Origin of the sequence: Candidatus Pantoea formicae, assembly GCF_011752625.1 — a bacterium.
Lineage (GTDB): Bacteria > Pseudomonadota > Gammaproteobacteria > Enterobacterales > Enterobacteriaceae > Pantoea > Pantoea formicae.
Genome location: NZ_VWXD01000001.1, coordinates 672559 through 684458, shown reverse-complemented (window position 1 = coordinate 684458; position 11900 = coordinate 672559). Strand labels below are relative to the sequence as shown.

At 45.5% G+C, this 11900-nt stretch carries 10 protein-coding genes and 1 pseudogene; 6 read left to right on the top strand and 5 right to left on the bottom strand.

The window, feature by feature from the left end:
• Window positions 1–58: 58 nt before the first annotated feature.
• Both F3J38_RS03335 and F3J38_RS03330 read left to right on the top strand, forming a co-directional pair.
• Window positions 59–1099, top strand: coding sequence for a DUF2157 domain-containing protein (locus F3J38_RS03335; protein ID WP_167135061.1), 1041 nt, complete (start codon window positions 59–61; stop codon window positions 1097–1099).
• 89 nt (window positions 1100–1188) lie between these two features.
• Window positions 1189–2256 (top strand): LLM class flavin-dependent oxidoreductase, encoded by a 1068-nt coding sequence (locus F3J38_RS03330; protein ID WP_167135059.1) that lies wholly within the window; start codon window positions 1189–1191, stop codon window positions 2254–2256.
• Here the strand turns inward: F3J38_RS03330 and F3J38_RS03325 are convergent.
• Window positions 2216–2548 carry a gamma-glutamylcyclotransferase family protein gene (locus tag F3J38_RS03325; protein ID WP_167135057.1) on the bottom strand — a complete coding sequence of 111 codons (333 nt, stop codon included), beginning with the start codon at window positions 2546–2548 and terminating at the stop codon, window positions 2216–2218. The genes F3J38_RS03330 and F3J38_RS03325 overlap by 41 nt on opposite strands.
• A gap of 156 nt (window positions 2549–2704) precedes the next feature.
• Between F3J38_RS03325 and F3J38_RS03320 the strand changes: the two genes are divergently transcribed.
• Window positions 2705–3724, top strand: a complete 1020-nt coding sequence (locus F3J38_RS03320; RefSeq protein WP_167135055.1) for an MBL fold metallo-hydrolase — start codon at window positions 2705–2707, stop codon at window positions 3722–3724.
• A gap of 33 nt (window positions 3725–3757) precedes the next feature.
• Here the strand turns inward: F3J38_RS03320 and F3J38_RS03315 are convergent, their stop codons facing one another.
• Window positions 3758–4306: an RNA polymerase sigma factor gene (locus F3J38_RS03315; protein ID WP_167135053.1), complete on the bottom strand. Its 549-nt coding sequence runs from the start codon at window positions 4304–4306 to the stop codon at window positions 3758–3760.
• A 5-nt stretch (window positions 4307–4311) separates the two neighbouring features.
• Entirely contained in the window at window positions 4312–4743 is a 432-nt protein-coding gene (locus F3J38_RS03310; protein ID WP_167135051.1) for a hypothetical protein, read from the bottom strand.
• Window positions 4744–4903: 160 nt separating this feature from the next.
• Here F3J38_RS03310 and F3J38_RS03305 point away from each other — a divergent pair, with 160 nt between their 5' ends.
• Entirely contained in the window at window positions 4904–5476 is a 573-nt protein-coding gene (locus tag F3J38_RS03305) for a flavin reductase family protein (RefSeq protein ID WP_167135049.1), read from the top strand.
• 29 nt (window positions 5477–5505) lie between these two features.
• Here the strand turns inward: F3J38_RS03305 and F3J38_RS03300 are convergent, their stop codons facing one another.
• The gene (locus F3J38_RS03300) at window positions 5506–5949 is read right to left on the bottom strand and encodes a DUF4174 domain-containing protein (protein WP_167135047.1); all 444 of its coding nucleotides are present in this window, start codon (window positions 5947–5949) and stop codon (window positions 5506–5508) included.
• 470 nt (window positions 5950–6419) lie between these two features.
• Between F3J38_RS03300 and F3J38_RS03295 the strand changes: the two genes are divergently transcribed.
• Window positions 6420–10076, top strand: a complete 3657-nt coding sequence (locus F3J38_RS03295; RefSeq protein WP_167135045.1) for an RNA-directed DNA polymerase — start codon at window positions 6420–6422, stop codon at window positions 10074–10076.
• Window positions 10077–10087: 11 nt separating this feature from the next.
• On the opposite strand, the pseudogene F3J38_RS03290 reads toward F3J38_RS03295, so the two are convergent.
• Window positions 10088–10647 (bottom strand): annotated as a pseudogene (locus tag F3J38_RS03290) (helix-turn-helix domain-containing protein); the annotation flags it as partial.
• 914 nt (window positions 10648–11561) lie between these two features.
• On the opposite strand from F3J38_RS03290, the gene F3J38_RS03285 reads away from it, so the two are divergent.
• Complete coding sequence (locus F3J38_RS03285; protein WP_167135043.1) at window positions 11562–11900, top strand: helix-turn-helix domain-containing protein; 339 nt, start codon at window positions 11562–11564, stop codon at window positions 11898–11900.

Below are 11900 nucleotides of genomic sequence, written 5' to 3'. Positions count from 1 at the left end.
ATTTTAGCCTGGCGTGATACGTGCTAATGTGCGGCAACCACCACAGCAGGGAAGAGATATGCGCGTCACACGTAAGCAGGAAAAGATTATTCGTCAGGCGTTGGCACAATGGCAGCAGGAAAGGGCGATCACCACTGAGGATCATCAGCGTTTAGCCGGAACCTTGACGCGAGTGGTGTTTGATTGGCGAAGACTGAGCCAATATGCGTTTTGGACAGCGTTAGCCTGTATCGTTATTGCCTTCGGCAGTCTCTTCTCTGACAGCGATTTACTGGCACAAATCCTCGCATGGTTTGCCTTTTCGTCAGTAGCACGTATCGGACTTCCCCTTATCTTAGCCATCATGTTTTTTGGTTGGGGATTCACTCGTCAACATCAGGAAAAACAGTGGCATTACAGTACTGAAGCCATATTGTTTCTTGGCGTGCTCAGTTCCGCCATTGCACTTTGGCAAATTGGCGTGATGCTGGATAACGGCAGTGGCAATATTGCACCGCTATTTCTTGCAGGATCGGTGCTGTATGGCTTGATCGGTTATTTTGGGCGTTCAGGTTTGGTGTGGCTGTTCTTTCTGCTCTCTCTCGCTAACGCGTTCGGCGCCGAAACCGGTTATATGTCTGGCTGGGGCGCGTATTGGTTAGGCATGAATTACCCGATTCGTTTTATTTTCTTCGGTGCGGGTTTACTGCTGTTGTGCTTCTTGTTGCAACCTGTGTTGATTAAACGTCATTTGTTTACCGTCAGCAAAGTCATGGGTCTGACCTGTCTGTTTATTGCTTTATGGATTATGTCGATTTTTGGCAACTATGATATCGACAATTGGTACGACACCAGCCGCCTGGCGCTGCTGCCTTGGGCACTGTTGTTCGCATTGGCATCAGGAGTTTGTATCGGTATTGGATTAAAAACCGATGACAGCATGCTGCGTCGTTTTGGCATCACATTTCTGGCGATTAATTTGTATACCCGTTATTTCGAATATTTCTGGGATGGTTTACACAAGGTTGTATTCTTCCTGGTTCTCGCGGCCTCACTCGCACTGATAGGCCGTTATGCAGAGAAAATCTGGCATCTCGGAGAGCGTGAGATGAGTGAATAATCAGATAACCAATGCTGAATAGGTTATTTCTTCCTTAAAAGGGTCACCGTCATAATTTGTGGATGTTGATCGATAAAGGAAGAATAGTCATGCCGTCCGTTAACATCTCACACCTTTCATTTCTTACACCAGGCAACTATGCGGATGATGCGCCACAGCAGGGGCTGGAAGAGACCTTACAATTAATCGTTTTGGGTGAACAACTCGGTTATGACGGCGCTTGGGTGCGTCAACGTCACTTGGAGCATGGCGTCTCTTCCGCCAGCGTATTTTTGGCTGCCGCCACGCAGCGGACGCGAACGATTGAATTAGGCAGTGCTGTGATTCAAATGGGCTATGAAAGCCCACTTCGTCTGGCGGAAGACCTTATGACCGTGGAGGTATTATCCGCTGGCAGGCTGAATGTCGGGCTAAGTGCAGGTACGCCCAATCACGTTGAGCTGATTGGCGATGAGGTGTTTCACGGTGACTGGCAGCAGCAGGACTTCAGCTATGAACGCCTTAAACGATTACAACTCAACATCCGTGGACGTTACTTTGGCGATGATGAGACGGTTATCCTTTCACCCGGTAATCGCCAGCGGCCCAGAGTGCAGCCCGCCGCACCTCAACTCGCGCAACGCCTGTGGTATGGCGGCAACTCACATCGTTCTATTCAATGGGCCGCTGAAAACCAGTTCAATTTGCTGATCGGAAATCTCACATCAGCAGAAGTCAGCCTCGATTATCATGACGCTCAACTGGCCTTAATTCGTACCTTTAGACAATATTGGGCAGCGGACGCTACCCATCGACCGCGCATTGCAGCTGGCCGCGTTATCATCCCTACCGACAGTGCCAGTCCATCCACCATCAAGCGCTATCAGGATTTTGCTGCCAGCCGCTATCAGCGCACTCTGGAGCCACAGGGGCCGAAGCGCATTCTTTTCTCGCAGGATATTGTGGGCAGCAGTGAGGAAATTGTCGCGCAGTTAATTAACGATCCGATTCTGCGCGAAGTAGACGAGTTCCGCGTGGAGTTGCCCTATGAGTTCAGCCACGCCGAGTATCAACAGATTATCAGTGACTTTATCCTTGGCGTAGCACCTGAATTAGGTTGGAAAAAAAGAGGGCAGATTAACGCAGCTGTGGCTGCAACTGATAAATCCACGCCGTGACTTTCTCGCCTTCGAGGGTGGTGACTTCAACATCCACTCGATCATAACCGTCCTCGAACGCGTCCAGCATTGGCCAATGTGACGTGAGGTTATCCGAGAAGAACAGTGAACCTTTGACATAACCGGCGTTGGTGTCCAATACGATGCCGGGAAAATCTGCTGCTGCCCCCCAACCACGTTCGTAAAAGATGCCCTTCACTGTACCGGCCAGCCACTCACCACCGATATCTTCGAGAATATGGGCATTTGAGTGACCAGGTTGTAAGGTGCCATACACAAATAAAGGTTTCATTTTCCCTCGCAAAATCAATCAAAAGAGAAACTTTAACCTTCGAGAGTGCAAATGTCATCTCAAGGAGAATATTCAAAACCAAAACGCCAGTTATGCAATATATGATTCACTAAAAACCGTTATTCTGATGTACCCAACACGGCCAGGAAAAGATCAATGTTGAATTGTTCAAGCATTTCCCGCGCTGCCATCAAGGGCTATCCGCAATCCGCGCAGTTTGATGGCAAGCGTTTCACCAATGTTGCGCCACGTCAGCCCTTGAAGTTCGGTGAATATTTAAAGATGTTCTGGGATTTGGCGTTCAATAAACCGAAAGAAACCGTACCGCAGCAGCAATTACCTGTGCAGCCGATCACGGCCGAGACACTTGCTGCGGCAGCTGATAACAGTGTGTTTCGTCTGGGGCACTCATCATTACTGCTCAAATTGAAAGGCAAATATTGGCTTACCGATCCGGTCTTCAACTTGCGCGCTTCTCCATTCCAGTGGCTGGGGCCTAAGCGCTTTCAACCCGCGCCTATTGCACTGGATGCGTTGCCGACCATTGAGGGTGTCATCTTATCCCACGACCATTATGACCACCTGGATTACCAGACGATTATGCAGCTGAAAGATCGCGTGCGTTACTTTCTCACACCGCTAGGCGTTGGCGATTTACTGGCCAAGTGGGGCGTTGCTGAAGAAAAGATTACGCAATTGGATTGGTGGCAATCTACCGATGTGGGTGAAATTCATTTTGTCGCCACGCCGTCGCAGCATTTTTCTGGGCGGGGCTTATTTGATGGCAATAAACGCCTGTGGTGCTCCTGGAGCATTATTACGGATGAGTTTCGTCTGTTCTTTGGCGGGGATTCCGGTTATTTCACCGGTTTCAAAGAGATCGGCAACAAATACGGGCCTTTTGATGTTGCTTGCCTGGAAAATGGAGCCTACGACAGTCGCTGGGCAGATATTCATATGTTGCCAAGTGACACCATACGGGCTTTTCAGGATCTGCAGGGTAAATGGTTATTACCTATCCATAATGCTGCCTTTGATTTGGCCTTCCACCATTGGAACGATCCCTTCAAGCAAATCGTCGCACTGGCCAGTGAACAGCGAGTCAAATTGTCGTTACCTCAGATCGGGCAGGGGGTGAACATTTTGCAGCCTCAGGAAGAAGCCGCTTGGTGGTAATAAAATAAACCCGATCATTATGATCGGGTTTATTCATTCTGCAGTGAGTTCATCATAGAGACTGCGTAAACGTGTTCGCAGGTACAATACTGCTTTATGTTTACGCGACAGCAGCGTCTGTACGCTGACACCCATCTCCTCAGCTAATTTGTTATAGCTGTAATCCAGCAGCTCAGTTTTCTCAAACACTTCACGCTGTGCTGCGGGTAACTCTGCCAAAGCCTGTTCCAACTCGTCCCATAACAGGGTTTTGAGATAGTCGTCTTCCGGCGTTTGTGGCACACCGAACAAGGTTTCAGCTAACTCATCTTCTGGAAAATCTTCTTCATCGCTACCTTTAAATAGGTCGCCAAAGGGAAGTTCACGCTTTTTACGCGCCCGGTCGGTCATTTCGTTACGTGCCGCCTTAAATAACCAGGCGGCGACATTTTCAACCGGCTGCTCAACTTGCATGAGCTTGTAAGTGACTTCCTGCAGAATATCATCGGCATCTTCACGCACTGCCGTGCGGCCACGGATAAAAGCACGCAATGTGGCTCGGCAGGCGTTTAACGCGGATATCAGCAGTGAATCCTGCGCCATCAGTGTCACTCAGCTTCGGGGGATTTTGGCGTGTTTTCATCATGTTGGCTGCGGGCCTCGTCGCGACGCCCATGCCAGTCACAGCGCTCACGGCGTCCATGATGAAAACGTTCCCGGCGATGCTGCATAAATTCTTCACGCTGTTCCGGTGTCATCTGCATCCAACGCTCATGCATGCGACGACGCGCCATGCCAAACATCCCCGGACGGAAACCTAAACCGCCAAACAAAATGCGACACAGCACCAGTAGCCCAATCGCCTGCCAGAAGCCAATACTCTTAACGCCGATGATCGCCGGAAGAATCGCATTCCAAAGTGACATCACCAGCAAACCTAGCGCTGCAATAATCACCGCGCCGATCAGCAGGGGCTTAATCATACGATGGCCGCCAAAAGAGTGACCACGGTGGTGTCCGCGCATATCAAAATCTCTCATTGTGTTGTTCCTCATTACAGTAGCGGAAATCGCCTTGTAATGAGGTAGACGAATGAGCGAAGGAAATATTGCTGAGAAAAATAAAAATTTTTAGCGTTATGCTTTAAATTTCACTAAGCGACAATAATTCCCTGTATAACTTAAGCGATGGAAGCAACCCATGAATCCTCATATTGAATCTGTTGAGCTGGAAAAAGCCTACCGACTTATCAACCATGGCCCCACCACATTGGTGTCTTCGCGCCATGACGGGATTGATAATGTGATGTCCGCTTCTTGGGTGTGTGGACTAGAGTTCAAGCCGGCAAAACTGACCGTGGTGCTGGATAAATCGACGTTTACCCGCAAGCTGATTGAACAAAGCCATAAATTCGTTATCCATGTTCCCACGGTCGGCCAGGCCCAGCTCGTTCACTACCTCGGAACTCACTCACGTACAGATGAGTCAGAGAAGTTGGCCGCTGCAGGCGTCCAGTTCTTCCAGTTACCTGCGAGCGAACTGCCTTTGGTGGCGGGCTGCGCCGCGTGGCTGTATTGCGAGTTAATTCCTATTGAGCAGAATCAAAACGATCACGACCTGTTCATTGGTGAAATTAAAGGGGCCTGGGCGGATAGCCGAGTTTTCAAAGAAGGACGCTGGTTATTCGAAGAGGCTCCTGAAGAGATGCGCAGTTTGCACTATATTGCGGGGAAACGTTTCTATAAAACGGGCTCACGACTGGATGTCGAATAAGCGTAAGCCCTTGATATGAGTACAATGGATTAATCCAACCGCGCTTGACGCATTGGCATTCTATCAATGGTCGACAGCAACACCTCAGTGCTAAGGGGTGTTGTTTCACGTAGCTTCATCCCTCCATCTTTACCGACCAATACCACTTCAAACCCTTTAGGATTGAGCTGCTTACGCAACGTTCCGTTCTCATTGGGTGAGGTATCACTCAGTACGATAATCTCGCGCTCTGCCAGTTCTGATTTGTGCTTTTCCAGCATCGCCATCTGCTCAACATATGCAGGATCAGTTTTAGACGGTGCAAAAATGACTAAAGGGCGATTATGCCAGCGATACTGATTGAGATCGGCGGCTTTAGGCGATAAAGATTGGAATAGCGGAGTTTGGGTGGCCTGAGCCGTGCTGGCAGCCAGCATCAGGCAAAAGGTCAACAGCAGCACTGGTATACTCAGGTGTGGATGAGGCATCGACATGATAAATTCCCCCGTCAAGTTTGAGATGGCGTACTATCAAGGGTAGCGAAAAGGGGAGAGAGTGCTGCTCACTTCACGTTTCTTTACCATTTAATGAGGCATTATCTCAGACTCGCACTTAAGCATCCTTCCAATTTAGCAAAGTTAGCTTGAATCAAAAGATGGAACCCACCATGCCAATAGTTAATTTCATTTAACAAATAAAATTAATTGAACATTTAGGGGTTAAGTATTATTTTAATGACTATCAAAATAGGATGCATTATAAAATATGAGATTCATTTGAATTATGACAATACTGCCGAATCAGTCAATAACTGTAAACTATATGTTTGCCTATTTAAAACCCCATAAAGCTTATTGATACATGGAAGAATTTAATCAAAAGATAAAAAACATCAGTGCATCATTTAATCTAATCGCAATAATAAATATTTTTTAAACTCGATAACAACCAAACAGGAAATTAAGTGAAAATCAACTCTCTGACTCCTTCATTAGAATGCCTCTCTGATGAAACTGTGCTGATTCAGGCATGGAAGAAAACATCAAATTATATCAGATATCACAATTGGTTCAGTGACACATTAGAACTGGATAGAACAGCAGTAAACCTGAAAGAATTCATATCTGATTTATCACGACAAATAAAATCGGGGGAATTATTATTACCAGCCCCGATAAGAATAGTACCTGCACCAAAAAGCCAAGAATGGAAAGTGCATGTAGATGGTCGCTGGGCACCCAGTGGAAGTCATGCTCAGGATATAAAAATAAGGCCCCTTGCACATGTAAATCTCAGAGATCAAGTAATCGCAACAGCTATGATGATGTGTCTTGCAGATCGCTTGGAAAGCATACAAGGTGACCCATCAACACGTCTGGACAGCAATAAGCTACCGCATATTATCTCTTATGGAAATCGATTATATAGTGACTTCAATAATAATAAAGTCAGGCATCGCTGGGGATCAGGTAAATTTTATAGAGGATTTTATGAGGATTATCAAACCTTCCTTGCTAGACCAGAATTTATAGCAGAGAAAATCTCCGATAATTACCCGAGAATTTTTATAGTTCAATCTGACCTTAAACAATTTTATGACCGCGTTACTCCTTCTCTTATGCAGGAAGCTCTAAGGTATCTTCAGAAACCTGAAGATGACCCTCGATTTTATGAAGTTACATCTAATTTTTTTTCTTGGAAATGGTCCAAGGATGATATTAAAGATGCACTTAAGTATTCAGAACTATCTGGAATTCAAGACTTCAACTCAATAGTACTTCCTCAGGGGCTTGTTTCATCCGGGTTCTTTTCAAATGCTATATTAACTAAATTTGACATTAAACTTAGAGAGATTATAGGGAATGATATACTCCCAGGAGTAAGGTTGCATGACGCTTCTAGGTATGTCGATGATCTCAGATTTGTTATGTCAGTTTCAAAAGAAGAAAAAGTAGAAGAGTTTACGACAAAGATATATTCATGGCTGCAAAGTATATTGGATGTGACAGCACCTGGCTTAATTCTTTCTCAAGAAAAAACACTTGTTTCTGCATTTCGTGCAGAAGAAAGACCTATACTTCTTCAAAGTAAGAGAATGTCGAGAATACAGACTGCCATTTCCGGAGGTTTTGACCCTATAGCTGGAGGTGAGATTTTAGACTCTGTTTTATCTCTTATGCGCAGTCAAGAACGTCTGGCAAATGCACAGCGCTTAAATGAGCACGATCCTTTTCGACCAGTACCTGACGTACGTGATTCTACCGTAGAACGTTTTGCTGCAGGCCGCTTTCGCTCAACATATCGTTCACTTCGACCACAACTCTGGCAGACATCTGCTGAGCTTGAATTAGCAGATGGCTCGGGAAGTCAGTTCAAAGGAGTAAGGACGCGCGGTGAACTCGATGATGAGATGCGAACATTTTCATTGGAACTTATATCTAAATGGGTAAGTGATCCTTCGAATGTCCGTTTGTTGAGAATTGCTTTGGACCTTTGGCCTGATGCTAGCATTCTCAAAAACATTCTTGACTTAATACGTCCTTATACTCAAAAAGGTGGGCCGAGAAAAATGCCGCGCAGAATTGCGTGGTATTGTTTATCAGAAATTTTACGTGCAGGCGCAGTTGAAACCGGCTTCGTAGGTGATAGTGAACAATTACCTTCTTCGGTAGATGTTGATGAATACAGGCGAGTGCTTAGAGAAGAGGCTTTAAGGGTCATTACAACCAAGGAAACTTATTTGCCTTGGTATCTTAAGCAGCAAGCATATCTAATGTTAGCGACTAAGCCTGAAGGAATTAGCCGTTTACCAAAAAATCCAAAAGGGGTATTACGCCCATACAGTAGATTATTGAAGTTTTTGAATAATGAAGCTGATAATTGGTTGTCAGATGAGTTTGCGACTTATGCAATACTGGCTCGTCGGTCATACTTTGATGTTGAGTATGCAGTAGCGACTGTAAGACCAAAATTAACACACGCCAGATTAAATAAAATATTTTCCCTTGATCCTAATTTTGCAATGGAACTAATTTTAAACGATAGGATTAATTCATATTTAACCCCAAGAAGCCGCGCAGATTTAGGAATTTATGCCTCACAAGATAATCAAAGTACCTTAGGCAAAATTGTACTTTCACCTGATACCAAGAATTATTTAAGAACTGAGCGCAATGTGCTTTTATTTTCTAAGCTATTTCTTACCAGCCTTAATGATTTCGACGATTTAGTCGCCATAACTCCCTCTGATGTCACTGTACATCTAAATGTTGGAAGGGGTGATGTGGATCAAGTGCTATTATCACCTAGAGACTTAATTGGTGACTCGTTATACAGGCCACCTTACTGGGCGGAACAAGAAGAATATTGGCGATTTCAACTTGGTTTCCTAATTCGTTTCATTCTTACTGCGCAGCCTGATTTTACCAGGGCAGTACATAATCCGCACTGGAAAGAAACAAGCCATATATATCGGCCACCAAGTAGCCACTGGTATGAACGCATACATGGATTTTACAATGGTCATTCTGCATTTGGAGATGATTGGCTTCCCATTTCCGAATGGATGGAAGAGTTTCTTTTCAAACTATTGAGATGGCCAGGCACGGTCGATCAGGATTTAAATAACATTGAATACACTATCGAATCGGCAAAAAATGAAATAAATAATCGAATTAATTATTTGAAAGATTTAGGCGGAGAAAGTGTTTCATTTGTTCCAATTAATATACCAAGAACGTTCCAAAAAGACGTTCAACCATTACGTGGCTGCGTAATTCAGTTGGTTTTTCCTGATAAGAATGATTTTAATGAAGACGATTTAACTATGTCAGATGAAAAGTTACGTATAAAGCATCGGAGACACTTATCTGCTGCTTTAGCCGCTGTAAAAAGCGCCTTAGCTTTAAGGGAAACGCATAAAAGCATGGATAACAGGTTAGATTGGCTGATTATGCCTGAGCTTTCAGTCCATCCTGATGACGTTAAAACTCACCTTGTACCCTTTGCAAGAACATATAAAACAATTATTTTGACTGGGCTCACCTATGAAGAGGTTTTTGCTGGGCAACCTTTAGTTAATTCGGCGTTATGGGTAATTCCAGTACAACATAACACTCGTGGATTACAAATTAGGATGATAAGGCAGGGAAAGAAACACTTAGCACCAATGGAGAAAAGTTATGAGCAGAAGGGATTAGTGCAATCATTTAGACCTTGCCAGTGGTTGATAGGATACGATTGGTCAGGCATCAATGGAAACGAGCCCCTCTGGCTCTCTGCAGCTATATGTTTTGATGCAACAGATTTGAAGTTAGCTGCTGACTTGAAAGATAAATCCGATGTTTTTGCGATTACAGCTTTAAATAAAGACATAAAAACATTTGATAACATGGCTCTTGCACTTCATTACCATATGCACCAAATGGTGATAGTGGCAAATAATGGCAATTATGGGGGTAGCAATGCCTATGCACCCTATAAAATAGATCGGGAAAAGCAAGTATTCCATATGCATGGTCAACCACTGGCTTCAATAGCATTTTTTGAACTGGAAGATATTAGTAAATTTAAAGGTAGGAGGTCTGACTTATTAAACTTCAAACCTTATCCAGCCGGTTGAATACACAATTAAAAATAGGTGAATGTGGACTCTGAACGGACGAAATGAAGCTGCACCAGGTGGCTGGTCGCGTCATCCACATAAACCAGCAGCGTGCAGGCCGGGCCGCGTTCCTCGAACCAGCGGTGATCGCAGCCGTCGATCTGTATCAGCTCGGCGACACAGGCGTGCCGGTAGCGGGGTCGCGGTTCCTGCGCGGGATTCAGAGTCCTGACTGCATCATCAGCTTGCGTACGGTCTCTTTAGAAAACGTCACGCCGTGCAGCTCGGCCAGCTTCTCGCAGGCGAGCGTCGGACCAAAGTCGGCGTAGTTATCGCGGATGATGCCCAGAGCAAGTTCAGCAAGGCCGGGCACAAGCTGGCGATTACCACGCAATCCACGGCGGCGGTTCGCCAGTGCCAGCGGCCCGGACTCGCGATAACGCGCAAGCAGACGCCGGCAGTGGCGGTCCGTGAGGCCAAGTCGTTGTGATGCAAGCGAAGTGGTGAGCCTGCCATCAATGACATCCTGCAGGATCTTGAGGCGGTTAACTTCATTCATCGTAAAGCACTCCGAACCGTAAGCCGTCATCAGTTGCGTCCTCAGCCGGGAAACCCTGGAAAAAGGACGTTAAAGCGGACATCTCAATATAGCCAGAGGCGGACATCTGAATTTAGCCACCACAATCTATATGCGCATAATCATGATTATGTTAAATAAGGTATCCAGATGCGCACCAGAAGCTGCACCTCATCGTCACCCGCTCTCCACGGTCTTGTACTGTCAGCATGTCTCAACTGCTCATCGGCATCATCTACCCCCCTCGGTGATATCTACCCGCCAAACTCCAAAGCGTTTTAGCTTGCTGATGCTCTTCTCCAGAAGCTGGATGCGCTTACGGTTCGGCGCACTGCACGCCTTTCTCACTCAATGCCTGCCAGACTGTCAGACTCACCTTGTAAACCCCATCATGCTTTAGCAGATATCGCAGCGCCTCAATGCTCTGGCCATCTGTCCGTTCTTTCAAGGCTGCTATCAATTTAAGTCGGTTATGAAAGCCCGTTTTATAATGTCGGTTTCATCAAGCTGCACTTTAACCCTTAGATTGGATAATCAACCGGCATCGCTACGTAAAAAATCATGGGTAATCCCTTGTGTCATTATGCAGAATTCGCGTAGCAACGCCGATTGGATCAATCCAGCCGGTTCTTACCGTTTTTTCCAAACTCGACCTCTTTGCTTTGCTTGAACCGGTCGAAGTATTCAGACTTAACTTCTCGCGCTTACGCCCACTTAAATGCCAGTTGCTGAACGTAATCAAAGCATCAGAAAGGCATTTAAAAACTTTTTCGATGATACTTAAAGCTTTTAATAAGCCCCTTAGGTCTCCCATATGACATCTAGAGCTTTTTAAAAGACTCTTGTGGTGAACAAGTTCGACAATTTCAATGAATGGCTTTATTATAAGCTCTTAAAGAAATTTTTGCTGCTTAGGAGCTTTTATAATGTCTCTTAACTTATTTTCCGAATCTGCAATGATCGAAGAATTAGGGCGGCGTCTTAAATCACACCGGCTAAGACGCAATATGCTGCAAAAGGAGTTGGCAGATAAAGCCGGGATATCGGTATCGGCACTCAAGAAGCTTGAAAATGACGGCAAAGTAACGTTGGAAAACTTTGTGAAAGTCGTTTTCGCATTACGTCTTGAGAGGGAAATGATGAATTTGTTCGTGCAACCTGCACTGAGTATCGCTCAGGTTGAAGCGCTCAAAGCACCGGCCAGACAACGCGCTGCTAAACGGAAAAAATCCTCTTCAGAGTTAAAAACGAAGCGCGAGGAGTAG

Bases quoted from the DNA above. Each gene is read 5' to 3' on its own strand.
- F3J38_RS03335 (WP_167135061.1), top strand. From the start codon at position 59: ATGCGCGTCACACGTAAGCAGGAAAAGATTATTCGTCAGGCGTTGGCA.
- F3J38_RS03325 (WP_167135057.1), bottom strand. From the start codon at position 2,548: ATGAAACCTTTATTTGTGTATGGCACCTTACAACCTGGTCACTCAAAT.
- F3J38_RS03285 (WP_167135043.1), top strand. From the start codon at position 11,562: ATGTCTCTTAACTTATTTTCCGAATCTGCAATGATCGAAGAATTAGGG.
- F3J38_RS03320 (WP_167135055.1), top strand. From the start codon at position 2,705: ATGTTGAATTGTTCAAGCATTTCCCGCGCTGCCATCAAGGGCTATCCG.
- F3J38_RS03315 (WP_167135053.1), bottom strand. From the start codon at position 4,306: ATGGCGCAGGATTCACTGCTGATATCCGCGTTAAACGCCTGCCGAGCC.
- F3J38_RS03300 (WP_167135047.1), bottom strand. From the start codon at position 5,949: ATGTCGATGCCTCATCCACACCTGAGTATACCAGTGCTGCTGTTGACC.
- F3J38_RS03310 (WP_167135051.1), bottom strand. From the start codon at position 4,743: ATGAGAGATTTTGATATGCGCGGACACCACCGTGGTCACTCTTTTGGC.
- F3J38_RS03330 (WP_167135059.1), top strand. From the start codon at position 1,189: ATGCCGTCCGTTAACATCTCACACCTTTCATTTCTTACACCAGGCAAC.
- F3J38_RS03305 (WP_167135049.1), top strand. From the start codon at position 4,904: ATGAATCCTCATATTGAATCTGTTGAGCTGGAAAAAGCCTACCGACTT.